Consider the following 16183-nt stretch of genomic DNA (forward strand, 5'->3'; position numbering starts at 1 on the left):
ATCAGGGAGGACCATCCATGTTCAGCAAACGTCCCGCGCTGGTCGTGGCCGGGGTCGCCATCGCCTTGGTGGCGACGGCGTTACCCGCCATGTCCAGTGACATCCCCCCGGCTGACACCGTGGTCACGAGCCCGAACGTGACTCATGTCCTCAACGTTCCCAAGCCTGAGGCCCTCGCCGGCACGATCAACACCGACCTCGCCTTCCAGGGCGACTACGCCTACGTCGGCAACTACGGCGGCTTCTCCATCGTCGACATCAAGAACCCGAAGAAGGCCAAGGTCGTCAGTTCGGTGGTGTGCCCCGGCGCGCAGATGGACGTGTCCGTCTACGGCGACCTGCTCTTCAGCGCCGTCGACAGCTCCCGCAACAACGACTCGTGCAGCAGCACGGGCCAGAGTGCGACGATCAAGGAATCCTGGGAGGGCGTCAGGATCTTCGACATCAGCGACAAGGCGAACCCCAGGTACATCAAGTCCGTCGAGACCAACTGCGGCTCGCACACGCTGACGCTGGTGCCGGGCAAGGGCTCCGACAAGCGCAGGAACGTCTACCTCTACGTCTCCTCCTACAGCCCCGGCGCGACCCTCCCGGACTGCCAGCCGCCGCATGACAAGATCTCCATCATCAAGGTGCCGCTGCGCGATCCCGAGGCGGCGGCGGTCGCGGCGACGCCGGTCGTCTTCCCCGACGGCGGCAACGAGACCCAGCCCGGCCTGCTGGTGCCGACCAGCGGCTGCCACGACATCACCGTCTACGCGGAGAAGGACATGGCGGCGGGCGCCTGCATGGGCGACGGCGTGCTGTTCGACATCCGTGACCGGCTCGACCCCAAGGTCACGGCCAGGACCACGGACCCGAACTTCGCCTTCTGGCACTCGGCGACGTTCACCAACGACGCCAGGACCGTGCTGTTCACCGACGAGCTCGGCGGCGGCGGCGCGGCCACCTGCAACGAGGCCATCGGGCCGAACCGCGGCGCGGACGCCGTCTACCGCATCCACCGCGGCCAGCTCATCTTCCAGAGCTACTTCAAGATCCCGCGTCACCAGGCCGACTCGGAGAACTGCGTGGCCCACAACGGCTCGCTGATCCCGGTCAAGGGCAAGGACATCATGGTCCAGGCCTGGTACATGGGCGGCGTCTCGTTCCTGGACTTCAGCAACCCGGCCAGGCCGGAGGAGTTCGGTTACTTCGAGCGCGGCCCGAAGGCCGACGGCAGCGGCGGCGGCGTCTGGTCCGCGTACTACTACAACGGGTACGTGTACGCGGCCGACTTCGACAACGGCCTGGACATCCTCAAGATCAACGACAGGCGGACCAACGGCGCGGCCCGCGTGCACAGCGATCTGCTCAACGTTCAGACCCAGCAGTCCTACCGCGAGTGGGGCTGGGGCCGGGACTACGCGGCAAGCGAGTAAGCAACCCCAAATATCGACCTTTCCTGACATAGTGGGTGGCTTCTAGATCACCCCTATGCAGGAGGTCCTCTTTGGCGCCCAAGTTCGGCAGGGTCGTTCCCGCCCTGGTGGTGACGGGAATGGCGCTGGCCCTGAGCGGGTCCCCGGCCAATGCCGTGGACGATGTCAGGGCCAGCGCCAACGTCAAGCTCGTGGCCAACGTCCCCAAGCAGGCCCCCTTCAAGAGCACCGAGGCGTACAACAGCGACCTGGCCTTCCAGGGGAACTACGCCTTCCAGGGCAACTACCAGGGCTTCACCGTCTACGACATCAAGAACCCGGCCAAGCCCAAGGTCGTCAGCCGCGTCTCCTGCCTCGGCGCGCAGAACGACGTCTCGGTCCAGGGCGACCTGCTCTTCCTGTCGGTGGACGAGACGCTGTCCGGCGACTCCTGCAAGGCCCGCAGCGCCTCCCCGGGCAAGAAGTCATCCTGGGAGGGCATCCGGATCTTCGACATCAGCGACAAGGCCCGGCCCAAGTACGTCAAGTCGGTCCGGACCGCCTGCGGCTCCCACACGCACACGCTGGTGCCCGGCGAGTCGAAGAGCTCGGTCTATCTGTACGTCTCCTCCTACGGGCCGGAGTCGGGGTTCCCGGGCTGCAAGCCGCCGCATGACAAGATCACGATCATCAAGGTGTCGCTGAAGAGCCCCAAGGCCGCCAAGGTCGTCGCCACCCCGGTGCTGTTCCCCGAGGGCGGCAACGAGAGCGCCGCCCTGCTCGCGCCCACCAGCGGCTGCCACGACATCACCGTCTTCCCGGAGAAGGACCTCGCGGCCGGCGCCTGCATGGGCGACGGCGTGCTGATGGACATCTCCGACCGCGAAGCCCCGAAGGTCACCCACACGGTCACCGACGACAACTTCGCCTTCTGGCACTCGGCCACCTTCAACAACACCGGCACCAAGGTCGTCTTCACCGACGAGCTCGGCGGCGGCATGATGGCCACCTGTGACAAGTCGTTCAAGTCCCACCTGGGCGCGGACGCGATCTACGACATCGAGGGCGCCGAACTGGTCAAGAAGGCGTACTTCAAGATCCCGCGCCAGCAGACCAAGGACGAGAACTGCGTCGCGCACAACGGCTCGCTGATCCCGGTCAAGGGCAAGGACATCATGGTCCAGGCCTGGTACCAGGGCGGCATCTCGATCTTCGACTTCACCGACTCGGACCAGCCCAAGGAGATCGGCTACTTCGACCGCGGCGCGTTCAAGCCGGTCGACGTCGCCGGATCGTGGTCGGCGTACTACTACAACGGCCACATCTACAGCAGCGACATCCAGCGCGGCCTGGACGTGCTGCGGATCACCGACAAGCGCACCGCCCCGGCCGCCAAGGTGCGGCAGAAGTCGCTCAACGCGCAGACCCAGTACGCCTACTGAGGGGGCGCGAACCCGCCCGGAGTCGCTCCCGGCGACTCCGGCGCGGGCGCCGACGGCCCGTACGGCGACGAGCCCTGAGGAGCCGGCTGCCCGTACGGGGGTGCCGGTCGCGCGTACGGGGACCCCTGCGGCGGTGCCGGTTGCGCGTACGGGGACCCCTGCGGGGGTGCCGGTTGCGGGTAGGGCCCGCTCTGCGAGGGCTGCTGTGGCCAGGCCTGATGGCCGGGCCGGGCGTTGGCGCCGGACTGGCGGGCCAGGCGGAGCTGCTCGCGTCTGCGGCGTTCGGCCAGGACGGCGCTCAGGTAGGCGTGCGGCGGCACCCCGGCGGGTGCGGCGGGCGAGACGAAGGCGGCCACCTGCGTGGCGATCCGGACCCCCATCTCGTGCTGGATCTGCGGCGTCAGGTCGTGCCAGCGCAGCAGATACTGCCGGGCGGCGGCCGTCACCTCGTCGGGAAGCTGCGACAGCTCCAGCGTCGCCGCCCAGGCCGCCAGCGGCGGCGGCATCACGATGGCCTGCCCGGTGTCGCGCGGCGCCCGCTCGGAGATGACGATCGTGCCCGCGAACAGGTCGCCCAGCCGCTTGCCCTGCGGCGAGATCAGCGAGGAGATCAGCGCGGGCGCGCCGGAGAACGCCCAGAACTCCAGCACCCCCGCCAGCCCGCGGAACAAAGCCTGCCTGAACCGCTCGGGGCCGCCGTCGTCGCTGACCACCCGGAGCCCGAGCGCCAGCTTGCCGAGGCTGCGCCCCCTGGTGGTCGTCTCCCAGATCACCGGATAACCCACGGTGACGAGCACCACGAACGTGATCGACACGGCGGCGTAGAGAGCCGGGTCCGTGATCAGGGAGAACGCCTCCAGGACCAGGAAGGCGACGATCAGGATGGTGATCTGGACCGCCATGTCGATGACCAGCGCCAGGAACCGCGAGGGCATCTGGGCCACCCGCACTTCGAGGACGACGGCGTCACCGGTCACAACCTCTGACATATGTGGAGCCTAACGGCAATGGGTGACTGATTGACCGGCCACAATGGTCGGGTGGACATCGACGCGTTCGTCACCGCACACCGACCTGTGTGGGACAGGCTGGAACATCTGGTCAAGCATCGCTCCTCGCTGACCGGGGAGGAGGTCGACGAGCTGGTCGACCTCTACCAGCGAGTGTCCACCCATCTGTCCATCGTGCGCTCGTCTTCCACCGACGCCATGCTGGCCGGACGCCTGTCGGCCCTGGTCGCCAGGGCCCGTTCGGCCGTCACGGGAGCGCACACCCCGGCCTGGCGCGAGCTGGTGCGGTTCTTCTCCGTCACCTTCCCGGTGGTCGCCTACCGGGCCAGATGGTGGTGGCTGGTCACCTCGGTGGCCTTCTTCGCGGTCTCCTGGATCTTCGGCGCCTGGGTGGCGGCCAACCCGGACGTGCAGGCGGCCATCGCCACCCCCGACGAGATCACCCAGCTCGTCGAGGAGGACTTCGCCGACTACTACTCCGAGCATCCGGCCGCCTCGTTCGCCGGCCAGGTGTGGATCAACAACGCCTGGGTCTCCCTCCAGGTCATCGTGTACGCGATCTTCCTCGGCCTGCCGATCCCGCTGGTGCTCTGGCAGAACGCCGCCAACGTCGGCGTGTCCGGCGGGCTCATGGCCTCCAGGGACAAGCTCGACATCTTCTTCGGGCTGATCACCCCGCACGGGCTCCTGGAGCTGACCGCCGTCCTGCTCGCGGCCGCCGTCGGCATGCGGCTGGGCTGGACCGTCATCGACCCGGGACACCGCAGACGGGCCGAGGTGCTGGCCGAGCAGGGCCGGGCGGTGATGGCCGTGGCGCTCGGGCTGATCGTGGTGCTGTTCGTCTCCGGGCTGATCGAGGCGTTCGTCACCCCGTCGGGCCTGCCCACCGGCGTCCGCGTCGGCATCGGGGTGCTCGCCGAGGCCGTCTTCCTGGCGTACGTGATCGTCTTCGGTCGCCGGGCGGCGCGCGAGAACGAGACCGGCGACCTGGAACGAGCCCCGGACGTGGCCCCGAGCGCCTGAGCCGGACACGCCCGCTGAGCGCCTAGAGACGTCCTGCGGCCTTGAGGGCCAGGTAGGTGTCGGCCAGGGCCGGGGCGATGTCGTCGGGGAGCGCGTCCACCACCTCGACGCCGTGCCGGCGCAGCCTGGCGGTGATGCGGCGGCGTTCGAGCCGGGCATGTTCGGCGGCGGCCGCGGCGTACACCTCCTCCGCCGTCGCCCGCTGCGCGGCCATGGCCGCGACCAGCGGGTCGGAGACGCTCGCGACCAGCACCAGGTGACGGGAGGAGAGCTGGGGGAGTACCGGCATCAGGCCCTCCTCCAGGGAGGCCGAGTTGAGGTCGGTGAGCAGCACGACCAGGCAGCGGCGCTTGGCCCGCGACAGGATCGCGGCCACCATGCCCTGCGAGTCGGCCTCGATGAGCTCGGCCTCGATCGGCGCCATCACGTTGACCAGCGACGACAGCAGCTCGGTGCGGGAGGCTCCGGCCACCCAGGCGCGCACCGCCCGGTCGTAGGCGAGGAAGTCCACCTGGTCACCGGCCCTGGCGGCGAGGGCGGCCAGCAGCAGGGCCGCGTCCATCGACCAGTCGAGGCGCGGCCAGCCGGGCGCGGGCCGGGTGTCCGGCCTGACCAGCAGTCCGCCGGAGCCGTTCGCGGGGGCTCCGGCCAGCGGGATCGGCGCGTCGCCGACCCGGCCGGCGGAGGTGCGGCCGGTGTCGAGCACGATCAGCACCCGCCGGTCGCGTTCGGGCCGCCAGGTGCGCACGACCACGTCGTGGCGGCGCGCGGTGGCCCGCCAGTCGATCGACCGCACGTCGTCGCCGACCACGTACTCGCGCAGGGAGTCGAACTCGGTGCCCTGCCCGCGCACCAGCGCCGGATGCTGGCCGTCGAGCTCGCGGAGCCTGGCCAGCCGGGAAGGCAGGTGCTTGCGTGACAGGAACGGCGGCAGCACCCGCACCCCCCACGGCGCGCGCTGGCCGCCCTGCCTGGCGGCCAGGCCCAGCGGGCCGCGCGAGCGGACCGTCACCGAGACGGACTCGCGGTCGCCGCGCCGGGTCGGGGTCAGCGTGACCACCAGCTTGCGCCGCTCGCCCGGCGGCACGTCCAGCTCCAGCTCGCGGGGCGAGGCGCCGGCCGAGGGCGGCCAGGCGTCCCGCAGCACGCCGCGCACCCGCCGGCGGCCCGGGTTCTCCACCACGAGCTCGACCGTGGCCTGCTGCCCGAGCCGCACCAGCCGCTCGCCGGAACGGTGGAAGCGCAGCGGCCGCACCGCCCCCGCGAACACCAGGTCCACGAGGATCGCGGCGGCCAGCAGCAGGCAGACCCCTGCCACGGCGGGCCCCGGCGAGGGAGCGATCAGCACCACCACGACCCCGAGCGCCGCGACCAGCCCGGCGCGTCCCGTGAGAGTCATCAGCGCGGAACCGGGACCGAGGCCAGGATTCCGTCCAGCAGGCCGTCCGCCGTCGCGCCCTCCAGCTCCGCCTCGGGCCGGAGCTGGATGCGGTGCCGCAGCGCGGGCCTGGCCAGCGCCTTCACGTCGTCCGGCGTCACGTAGGCGCGCCCCGACAGCCACGCCCACGCGCGGGAGGCGGCCAGCAGCGCGGTCGCGCCGCGCGGCGAGACACCGAGCTGCAGGGACGGCGAGTTTCTCGTCGCCCGCGCCACGTCCACGATGTAGCCGAGCACCTCTGGTGCCACGTGCACCGTGGCCACCGCCGAGCGGCCCGCAGCCAGGTCCTCGGCCGTCGCCACGGCCTTGACCTCCGACAGGTCACGCGGGTCGAAGCCGTGCGCGTGCCGCTCCAGCACCGAGATCTCCTGGTCGCGCGGCGGCAGCGGCACCGTCAGCTTCAGCAGGAACCGGTCGAGCTGCGCCTCGGGAAGCTGGTAGGTGCCTTCGTACTCGACCGGGTTCTGCGTCGCGCACACCGTGAACGGGTCGGGCAGCATGCGGGCCGAGCCCTCCACGCTCACCTGCCGCTCCTCCATCGCCTCCAGCAGCGCAGCCTGCGTCTTCGGCGGCGTACGGTTGATCTCGTCGGCGAGCAGCAGGTTCGTGAAGACCGGCCCCTCCCGAAACTCGAACTCCGCCGTCTTCGTGTCGTAGATCAGCGACCCCGTCACATCACCCGGCATCAGGTCGGGCGTGAACTGCACCCGCTTGAAATCCAGCGCCAGTGCCGCCGACAGCGTGCGCACCATGAGCGTCTTGGCCACGCCCGGCACGCCTTCGAGCAGCACGTGCCCCCGGCACAGCAGCGCGATGACCAGCCCGGTCACCACCGCGTCCTGCCCGACCACGGCCTTGGACACCTCGGCGCGCAGCGCGCCGAGCGCCTCCCTGGCCGCGTCCGCTCCGCTCGGCGGCAGGGTGCTCCCGTCAAAGTTCACTGACCTTCCTTTCAATGAAGTCCAAGTATCCGGCCAGGGCGACCAGCCCGGCGTCGTCCGCCGGCGGCGGCCCGTAGAGCGCGCCGCCGACCTGCTGCTGATCCTCGCCGGTCCGTACGGCCAGCGCCGTGACGATCTGGTGCCGGTCAGCGCCGGAGTAGAGCCCCAGCCGTGGCGTCAGCCGGTCGATCGTGCCCGCCCTGAGCGAGTCGGCGGCCCTGGCCCTGGCCCGTCTGGCCCGGTAGAGCTGCCCCCGGCCCTCCACGGTCTCCGCCGCCCGCACCACGACCGGCAGCCTCTCGACCACGACCGGCCCGAGCCGCCTGCCCCGCCAGAACGCCACCAGCACCACCGTCAGGCAGGCCATGAGCACCGCCCACGGAATCCCGGCCGGCATGAGGTCGTACACCGATCTGCCCGCTCTGCCGGGCAGCTGGCCCGGTGGCGGGTCGTCCGGCGGCACCAGCCAGGTGACCGGCTTGCCGGTGGACAGCAGGTTCAGGGCGAGGGCGGCGTTGCCGTCCTCGGACAGGCGCTGGTTGGTCATGAAGTCGGCGCTGCCGAGGACCGTGGTGGTGCCGCCCGCGTTCGGGTAGCTGACCAGCGTCCAGCCGTCGCCCGCCGGGTAGCAGCCGACCGCGCCCCTGGGCCCGGTGAAGGCCACCCCGCCGATGAACGCGCTGCCCGCTGCCCTGGCCGCCGGCAGCGCGCACTCCGGCTCGCGCGAGCGCTGGCGTACGGAGCCTTCCTCGACCTCGACGCCGGGCGCGAGCGCGTCGAGGCTGCCGAAGCCGTTGACGAGGACCCGGTCACCCTGGATCTCGGCCAGGTCGAAGTCGTTGAAGAAGAGGGTGCTGGTGATCAGCAGCAGCCGGCCGGGCCCCTTGGCGGCGGCCTCCTCGACCGAGTCGACCCTGTCGACCGTGACGCCCTCGGCCCTCAGCAGCTCGGCGAGCGCCTTCGAGCCCCTGAGCGAGGTGTCGGCGGGGTCGAGGGCACGGCGCTCGCCCTGGTCCGGCCCGAACAGCACGGTCCCGGCGGCGACCAGCACCACGATGAGGCCCAGCAGCACGGCCCACCGCATGCCCCGCCACCTGGACCGCACGGTGGGCGCCGTGGCGGACGTGCTCCCCGGAGAGGCCTGGCCGGTCTCCCGTGGCACGGATCCGGGGTCCATGAGACCTGGTCCGGCCGCCTGAGCGGGTGTGCCGGGCTCCGGCTCCGGGGGCGGGAAGAGCGGTGGGGTGTGTCCGCCGGGCTCCGGGGTCATGCCGGGCCTCCCATGGGCACCGGCCTGGCCAGGCGCAGGCGCTCGTCGAGGGCGGTCATGGTCTCGTAGGCGTCCCGGGTGCCCGCGACGCCGCCGTAGGTCACGTCGTCGAAGGAGCGGGCCGCGGCCGTGAGCTCCGCCGCGAAGCCGGGCAGCGCCGCGCCGGCCTCGGCGGCCAGCTCGTCGGCGGTGCGGCCGGGCATGCCGTCGACCAGCGCGCGCTCCTCCAGGTCCCGGGCGATGGCGCGCAGCCGCTCCTGGACGGCCTCCGACCAGCGGCCCTCGCTCGCCAGCCGCCCGGCCGTCTCGCGGTGCTCGGCGGCGGTCGTCGCCCGCGCGCCGAACAGGGCGCCCTTGGTCATCGCGTTGCGGCGGCTGGTCTTGCGCAGTTGCCAGCCGACCAGCGCCGCCACCGAGACGAGGATCAGCACGATGACCACCGCGGCGATGATCCCGCCGGCCGTGCCGCCACCCGCCACCCCGTCCATCAGGTCGCCGATGAACTGGTTGAAGTAGCGGTAGAGCCGGTCGGGCAGCGCCTCGTCGGCGTACTGAGGATCGAGGAGCTCCCGCGCCGCACGTCCGGCGCCGTCCTCCCTGCCGATCGGGGTCACGGCCCGGTGGAGTCGGAAGGGCGCCACAGCTCGTCCGCCGAGGCGTGCACCCAGCCCTGACGCTGCTGCTCGATGGCGGCCGTCTGCAGCACGAGGTCGAACGCCTCGGCGCGCATCCGGCGGTCGGCGTAGAGCAGCCCGGCGACCCCCGCCTCGAACGGATAGGTGATCATCGCCCCGAGCGTGCCGCCGACGGCGACCAGGATCGCGCCCAGCACGACGGTCCAGGCGCTCCCGCCGCCGATCACTCCGACGATGGTGCCGCCGAAGACGAAGGGGACCTGGAGCACGGTCGCCACCATGCCGACCACCAGCGCGGTGAGCAGCAGGATGCCGAGGACCCGCCAGAAGTCACCCGTCACGAGGGTCCACGAGCGGCGCAGCGCGTCGATGGGCCCCCTGCCCTCCAGCACCACGGCCGCGGGCGCGAAGGCGAAGCGCGCCCTGAAGAACAGCACATAGGCGATATAAAAGATCATCAGCACCAGGAAGAGCACCACGAGCCCGCCCACGGCGTCGGGGGAGCCGGCCAGACCGGAGGAGATGAGGACCGCGAAGACGGCGGCGATCACGGCCACGGGCGCCAGCATGACCAGGGCCATCAGCCCCACCACGCCGAACAGCGCGGGCATGCGGCCCTTGGACGCCTGCCAGGCCTCCCCGGCGGTCATCTTGCCGCCGAAGACGGCGCGGCCGAGGATGCGGGTCAGCACGCCGGTCAGCAGCGTCACCACGACGAAACTGATGGCGTAGGAGACGAGGGTGCCTCCGTACTGCGCGAGGACACTGCCGAAGACGGCCGGATCGCCGTTCTCCGCGAGGGTGGGATCGCTGAGGGCGCTGCCCACGTCGCCGAACAGGAACGCCTGCCCGACGGCGAGCGGGATCGCGGCGAGCAGGGCGGCGATCGCCGACATGCCCAGGACGGCCTTGGGGTTGGACCGGACCAGCTTGATCGTGCCGTCGAAGATGTCGCCGAGCCGCAGCGGGCGCAGCGGGATGATCCCCGGCCGCAGCGGCTGCGGATGCGGCGTGTAGCCGTAGCCGGGCGCGCCGTACGGCATCTGCCCATAGGACTGGGGAGGCTGCGGGGGCTGCGGGCCGGGCGCGTACGGCTGCTGCCCGGACGGGGGCTGTTGCCCGCCGGCCGGGGCGGTCCACGGAGATGCCTGCGGCGCGCCGTAAGGTGGGGGCTGCTCCGAGGCCCAGCCTGATGGCGGCTCGGGTGAGGGGCCGTGACCGTCTGACATATCCCAATCCTGGCACGCTGGGAGGGTCAGTGGTGTCGTCAGGGCGATTCGCCCGCCCCCTTGGCGGCATTCCACGGTGATTGACGCGACGGATCTTGCGCAGGGATGGCCGAAAGTCGCTCCGTTACCGCAGACTGATAATGCGATCGTCGTCGAGAGCCCGAAATTCGGCTTTCGACGCTCTGATTCCCACAGATGGGCCGAGCGAGGGTAACCTTCAGCGATCGTGCTGGTATGTCCCAGAATGCGTAGAACGAATGAGGGGCCATGAAAGGTCGCGTGCTGGTCGTCGACGACGATGCCGCTCTTGCTGAGATGTTGGGCATCGTGCTCCGCGGCGAAGGTTTCGAACCATCCTTTGTCAGCGATGGCGACAAAGCGCTGGACGCTTTCCGGGACACGCGCCCGGATCTCGTCCTGCTCGACCTGATGCTGCCCGGAGCCGATGGCATCGACGTCGCCCGCCGGATCAGGGCTGAGTCAGGCGTTCCGATCGTCATGCTCACCGCCAAGAGCGACACGATCGACATCGTGCTGGGGCTGGAGTCCGGCGCCGATGACTACATCGTCAAGCCGTTCAAGCCGAAGGAGCTGGTCGCCAGGGTGCGCGCGCGGCTGCGCCGTACCGACGAACCCACCCCGGAGATCCTGCAGATCGGTGACATCACCATCGACGTGGCGGGCCACTCGGTCAAGCGGGACGAGGAGACGATCAACCTCACGCCGCTCGAGTTCGACCTGCTCGTCGCGCTGGCCCGCAAGCCGCGCCAGGTGTTCACCCGCGAGGTCCTGCTGGAGCAGGTCTGGGGCTACCGCCACGCGGCCGACACCCGGCTGGTCAACGTGCACGTACAGCGGCTCAGGGCGAAGATCGAGAAGGACCCCGAGCACCCCGAGATCGTGGTGACGGTCCGCGGCGTCGGCTACAAAGCCGGCCCCGCGTAACCTGCGCGCCTGTCTGCCATGCCCCCGACCAGGACCAGGCGCCCACGCCGCCGGACACTCCGCCAGATACTCGGCGGAGCCCGACGGCGGGCCCGGCGTGCGGTGGGCAGGGTACGACGCGTCTGGCGGCGCTCGCTCCAGCTCCAGGTCGTCACCAGCACCCTGGTGATCTCGGTGATCGTCGTGGTCGTGCTGGGCGCCTTCCTGTCGGATCAGATCAACAACTCGGTCATCGAAGGCCGCCAGCAGTCCGCCGCCAGCGACGCATCCGCCGACCGCCTGAGGATCGCCGACGCCCTCAACCGCGAGCAGGACGACCAGGCCAAGCCCGCCGACGCCAAGAACGTGCCGGCCAACCCGCTCGACGAGGTGATGGACGCCATCATCGGGGCCGGCGGCGACGGCTCCAGGACGCGCTACGAAGTGCTGATACTCAACCGGGCCGAGCCCGGCCAGTCCCGCGCCTCGGGCAACGTCACGCCCCGCGACGTCCCCCCGGCGCTGCAGCAGATGCTCAGGCGGCAGGCCGAGAAGTTCATCGACCGGCCACACCGCTCCACCCAGCCGATCCGCTTCGCCGGCGAGAGCCAGCCCACGCAGACGCTCGTGATCGGCGCCATGGTCAACCTCACCGACGGCTACGAGGTCTACCACTTCTTCCCGATCAGCGACGAGGAGCAGATGCTCTCGAACGTCCGGCTGGCCATCGTGGTCGTCGGCTTCGGGCTCGTCCTGCTGCTCGCCGCCATCGCCTACCTGGTCACCCGCCAGGTCGTCAGTCCGGTGCGGCTGGCCAGGCAGGCTGCCGAGCGCCTGGCCGCCGGCAAGCTCGACGAACGGCTCAAGGTGCGCGGCGAGGACGACCTGGCCCGCCTGGCGACCTCGTTCAACGAGATGGCCGTCAACCTGGCGCTCAAGATCCACCAGCTCGAAGAGCTCTCCCAGGTCCAGCGGCAGTTCGTCTCCGACGTCTCACACGAGCTGCGCACTCCGCTGACCACCGTCCGGATGGCCGCCGACCTGCTGTACGACGCCCGCGAGGACTTCGATCCGATGGCCTCACGCTCGGCGGAGCTCATGCAGGCCCAGCTCGAACGCTTCGAGTCGATGCTCGCCGACCTGCTGGAGATCAGCCGCTATGACGCCGGCGCCGCCGACCTCGACCTCGACTCCGTCGACGTACGCGACGTGGTGCTGCGCGCGATCGCCGACTCCGAGGCGCTGGCCGAGCGCCACAGCACCCGCTTCGAGCTCAGGCTGCCCAACGAGCCGTGCATGGCCGAGATCGACAACCGCCGGGTGGAGCGCGTCCTGCGCAACCTGCTGTTCAACGCCATCGAGCACGGCGAGGGCCGCGACATCGTGGTGACCGTCGGCGCCGACAGGGACGCCGTCGCCGTGGCCGTGCGCGACCACGGCATCGGCCTCAAGGGCGGCGAGGAGACCCTGGTGTTCGACCGGTTCTGGCGGGCCGACCCGTCGCGGGCCAGGACCATCGGCGGCACCGGGCTCGGCCTGGCCATCTCCCGCGAGGACGCCACCCTGCACGGCGGCTGGCTGCAGGCGTGGGGCCAGCCGGGGGAGGGCTCGCAGTTCCGGCTGACGCTGCCCAGGCGGGCGGGCGTCGACCTGAAGGGCTCGCCGCTGTCGCTGGTGCCGCCCGAGATCGAGATGCGCCGCACCTGGCGGGGCCAGATGACGCCGGTGCTGCTGCCCGCCACCGGCGACGGGGGCGGCCATGACCTCGGCTAGCCGGCTCGCCGCCGCCCTCGCCTTCGTGACCGCCGCGCTCCTGGGCGGATCGGGCTGCGCGGTGATCCCCGTGGGCGGCCCGTTCCCGGTGGACGAGGCGGGCAGCGGCGACTCGGTGACCGTGCCGTTCCAGCGCATGGTCGCCGTCGAGCCCAAGAAGGAGTGGAGCGCGCAACAGGTCGTGGAGGGCCTGCAGGCCGCCATGGCCGCCTACGGCGACGACCCCAGCATCCTGCCGAAGTATCTGACGGAGGAGGCCCGCCGGGTCTGGAAGCCCGACGGCGCCGTGACCGTGATCGACAACTCCTTCCGGTTCGACGACATCGTCGAGAACAAGGAGAAGAAGGAGACCATCGTCACCATCCTCGGCACCAAGATCGCCCAGATCAACGAGGACGACACGTACGTCCCCGTCGACCCCGCCGATGACAGCAAGGTCACCAGGGCGATCACCCTGGTGAGGGACGCCGGCGGCGCCTTCCGCGTCAACCTCCTCCCGCAGGGCCTCCTGCTGACCGACGCGGACGTGCGGCGCGCGTACCGGCCGACGAACCTCTACTACCTGAACGGCGCCTCCGCCGGCGACCGCGACCCCGACCGGCTGGTGGCCGACCGCGTACGGCTGCGCATCAAGCCGACGGAGAGCTTCGCCCAGACCGTCGTCGAACGCCTCATCGAAGGCCCGACCAGCGCTCTGCAGGGCGCCGTCGGCAACGAGTTCCCCGACAAGGCGCGGGTCCGGTCCATCAGGTCCAGCGAGGACCGCGTCGTCATCAACCTGGCCGGCCCGTTCACCGGCGACACCTTCGTCGACGGCCTCAAGGCCCAGCTCAGAGCCAGCCTGAGCTACAACAAACTGGCCAGCGGGCGCACCCTTGAGGTGCAGCTCGACGGCGAGCCGTTCTCCGCGTCCGGCCCGCTCGTCATCGAGCCCAGCCTGCCCGAGAGGTGGCTCGGCAGCGAGGACAACCAGGTCTTCTACACCAGCGAGGGCGCCGTCCACATGCTGCGCGGTGACGGCGAGGGCGAGCCGCTCGCCGGCCCCGCCGGCCAGCCCGGCGGCGTCTACTCCGGCTTCGCCATCTCCAAGGACCGCGACCGCGTCGCCGCCAGATCCACCGCAGGCGGCATCTGGGTCACCAGGCACGCCGCCGAGGCCCGCTGGCAGGAGTCCATCCCCGGCACTGAGCTGACGGATCCCTCCTGGCACCGCGACGGCACCCTGTGGACCTTCGACCGGCAGAACGGGCAGGTGCTCCGCTCCCACCCGGTCGTCAGCAGGGGCCCCGAGCACGTCGCCGCCCCCGCCCTGCAGGGTATGGACGTCACCTCACTGCGGATGGCCCGTGACGGCGTACGGGTGGCCGTCCGGATCGGCACCGGCCAGGTCCAGGTCGGCGCCCTGGCGGGCGGCGGCGCCGGCGCCATGCTGAGCAACTTCCACCTGCTCACCATGGCCGAGCGGGACGACGAGATCCTCGACATCGCCTGGGGCGACGGCGACCACCTGCTGGTGCTCGTACAGACCAAGGCGGGCCAGGTGGTGAAGGAGATCAACGTCGGCGACGGCGAGACCACCCAGCTCCCGACCACCAGCAAGCGCCTGGCGAGCCTGGCCGCCGTGGGCGAGATCATTCTCGCCACCACGGAGGACGGCAAGGAGATCCTCGAGTTCGCCCGCGACAAGCAGACCTGGACCCCCAAACCGGCCACCGCCGTGAACGACCCCCTCTTCCCCCTGGGCTGACGCCCGCGCGGTTCTCAGGGGTACGCGTCCCCGGCCAGCTGCCGGTGGTTGTCGGAGTTGGGCGGCATGCTGGCGGCGTGTGGAACGCCATGGTGAGTCTTCTGGTGCCGCAGGCCTGTCTGGGGTGCGGCGGCCCCGGTGTGCGGTTGTGCGATGGGTGTCTGGGGCGGGTCGCCGCCGCTCCGGGGCGCCGGATGCCGTCGCCCTGCCCGCAGGGGTTGCCCGAATGCTGGTCCGCCGCGCCGTACACGGGGGTGGTGCGTGCGGCGATCGTCGCCTACAAGGAGCGTGGGGAGGCGGCGCTGGGCGCGGTGCTGGCGGATGCGCTGGCCTTCACCGCGGTCTCGGCCGTGCGGGCCGGGCGGGTGCGGGGGCCGTTCGCGGTGGTGCCGGTGCCGAGTGCTCGGCGGTCCGTCCGGGGGAGGGGGCACGATCCGGTGGGCGGGCTGGCGGCGCTGGCCGTACGGCGGCTGACGGCTTGCGGGGTGGAGGCGCGGGTGTGGCCGGTGCTGCGGCAGGTGCGGAAGGTGGCGGACCAGGCGGGGCTGAGTTCCACGGAGCGGGCCGCGAACCTCGCCGCCTCACTCGGGGTGCGGGACGACGCCGGGGAGCCGCCAGGGGCGTCTGTGTTGCTTCTGGACGACATCGTCACCACGGGCAGCACCCTGGCCGAAGCGGCCAGAGTGCTGCGGGCGGCGGGGGCGGTGGTGCCGCTGGCCGTAACCGTCGCGGCGACACGCCGAAAATAGCGGCGACGAATACGGTGACGGTCCGTAAAGAAAGATCCAAGTCTGCGGTACGCGTAACTCGGTACGGGTCCGTGACCCGGTCGCCGCAGGGCAGCAGCTCAGCGGTCAGATGTCGCGCGGGTGTGCGTGATGCCGCCCGGCTGTGCGGGGCCCCGGCACCGCCGCAACAGTGAGACAAAATCACAGAAAGTGATCCTTTGGGCGATCCTCCGGCTGACATTCGCCGCCGATCCGGATAGCGTCTGAACATGGCACCCGTTCGGGTCCGTGGTTGCGCAGGGCCGGGGCTCCCGGCTCTGCTAGCCGATGCCAGTCGCAGGCGAAACGGTCCACGTAAGGCGACTCTTTGTCGACCGATCACGGTGCGGCTTAGGGGTAAGTCCTGCCTCCCCGGGGGTCCAGATGTCCCTCGTCAGGAGAGAAGGGCAGTAGTGGCAACAGAGCCGCGAAATCCTCAGCAGGCGGATGTGGGGTCGAAGACCAGGTCGGCCGGGCGGGTGCCGCCAGAGTTCCCGGTGACTACACGTCGGAAGAGGGTAACGGTGACAGGAAGGCAGACAGAAGACCCCGCCCGACAGGCACGTCGTCGGGCGCTCTTTCTC

13 protein-coding genes are annotated in these 16183 nt (G+C 70.9%); 7 read left to right on the forward strand and 6 right to left on the reverse strand.

The genetic code is table 11. The features are described from left to right. Positions 1-17 precede the first annotated feature (17 nt). Positions 18-1421 carry an LVIVD repeat-containing protein gene (locus ACIBQX_RS25330; protein WP_397008512.1) on the forward strand — a complete coding sequence of 468 codons (1404 nt, stop codon included), beginning with the start codon at positions 18-20 and terminating at the stop codon, positions 1419-1421. Positions 1422-1540: 119 nt separating this feature from the next. Further along, positions 1541-2842, forward strand: coding sequence for an LVIVD repeat-containing protein (locus ACIBQX_RS25335; RefSeq protein ID WP_397008839.1), 1302 nt, complete (start codon positions 1541-1543; stop codon positions 2840-2842). On the opposite strand, the gene ACIBQX_RS25340 is transcribed toward ACIBQX_RS25335, so the two are convergent. After that, on the reverse strand, positions 2836-3831 hold the full coding sequence (locus ACIBQX_RS25340; protein WP_397008514.1) for an RDD family protein: 996 nt from the start codon (positions 3829-3831) through the stop codon (positions 2836-2838). The genes ACIBQX_RS25335 and ACIBQX_RS25340 overlap by 7 nt on opposite strands. 51 nt (positions 3832-3882) lie before the next feature. Here ACIBQX_RS25340 and ACIBQX_RS25345 point away from each other — a divergent pair, with 51 nt between their 5' ends. Then, the gene (locus ACIBQX_RS25345; protein ID WP_397008516.1) at positions 3883-4875 is read left to right on the forward strand and encodes a stage II sporulation protein M; all 993 of its coding nucleotides are present in this window, start codon (positions 3883-3885) and stop codon (positions 4873-4875) included. A 22-nt stretch (positions 4876-4897) separates the two neighbouring features. On the opposite strand, the gene ACIBQX_RS25350 is transcribed toward ACIBQX_RS25345, so the two are convergent. From ACIBQX_RS25350 to ACIBQX_RS25370, 5 genes are read right to left on the reverse strand one after another with little or no spacing between them, the layout of a single operon-like run. Then, positions 4898-6274 carry a DUF58 domain-containing protein gene (locus ACIBQX_RS25350; protein ID WP_397008518.1) on the reverse strand — a complete coding sequence of 459 codons (1377 nt, stop codon included), beginning with the start codon at positions 6272-6274 and terminating at the stop codon, positions 4898-4900. After that, the gene (locus ACIBQX_RS25355; protein ID WP_397008520.1) at positions 6274-7254 is read right to left on the reverse strand and encodes an AAA family ATPase; all 981 of its coding nucleotides are present in this window, start codon (positions 7252-7254) and stop codon (positions 6274-6276) included. Before ACIBQX_RS25355 ends, ACIBQX_RS25350 begins: the two co-directional genes overlap by 1 nt. Beyond that, a complete protein-coding gene (locus ACIBQX_RS25360) occupies positions 7244-8524 on the reverse strand; it encodes a DUF4350 domain-containing protein (protein ID WP_397008522.1) in 1281 nt (426 codons plus the stop codon). Before ACIBQX_RS25360 ends, ACIBQX_RS25355 begins: the two co-directional genes overlap by 11 nt. Then, on the reverse strand, positions 8521-9138 hold the full coding sequence (locus tag ACIBQX_RS25365) for a DUF4129 domain-containing protein (protein WP_397008524.1): 618 nt from the start codon (positions 9136-9138) through the stop codon (positions 8521-8523). The genes ACIBQX_RS25360 and ACIBQX_RS25365 overlap by 4 nt, the downstream gene beginning before the upstream one ends. After that, a complete protein-coding gene (locus tag ACIBQX_RS25370; RefSeq protein WP_397008526.1) occupies positions 9135-10388 on the reverse strand; it encodes a glycerophosphoryl diester phosphodiesterase membrane domain-containing protein in 1254 nt (417 codons plus the stop codon). The genes ACIBQX_RS25365 and ACIBQX_RS25370 overlap by 4 nt, the downstream gene beginning before the upstream one ends. 267 nt (positions 10389-10655) lie before the next feature. On the opposite strand from ACIBQX_RS25370, the gene mtrA reads away from it, so the two are divergent. The 4 genes from mtrA (at position 10656) to ACIBQX_RS25390 (ending at position 15581) form a co-directional block, all read left to right on the forward strand. Beyond that, positions 10656-11333: an MtrAB system response regulator MtrA gene (gene mtrA, locus ACIBQX_RS25375; RefSeq protein ID WP_189138803.1), complete on the forward strand. Its 678-nt coding sequence runs from the start codon at positions 10656-10658 to the stop codon at positions 11331-11333. An 18-nt stretch (positions 11334-11351) separates the two neighbouring features. Next, complete coding sequence (gene mtrB, locus ACIBQX_RS25380) at positions 11352-13085, forward strand: MtrAB system histidine kinase MtrB (protein ID WP_397008528.1); 1734 nt, start codon at positions 11352-11354, stop codon at positions 13083-13085. Beyond that, positions 13072-14832, forward strand: coding sequence for an LpqB family beta-propeller domain-containing protein (locus tag ACIBQX_RS25385; RefSeq protein ID WP_397008530.1), 1761 nt, complete (start codon positions 13072-13074; stop codon positions 14830-14832). The genes mtrB and ACIBQX_RS25385 overlap by 14 nt, the downstream gene beginning before the upstream one ends. 77 nt (positions 14833-14909) lie before the next feature. Then, a complete protein-coding gene (locus ACIBQX_RS25390; protein ID WP_397008532.1) occupies positions 14910-15581 on the forward strand; it encodes a ComF family protein in 672 nt (223 codons plus the stop codon). Positions 15582-16183 lie beyond the last annotated feature (602 nt).

The sequence above is a fragment of the Nonomuraea sp. NPDC049714 genome, assembly GCF_044465295.1.
GTDB lineage: Bacteria > Actinomycetota > Actinomycetes > Streptosporangiales > Streptosporangiaceae > Nonomuraea.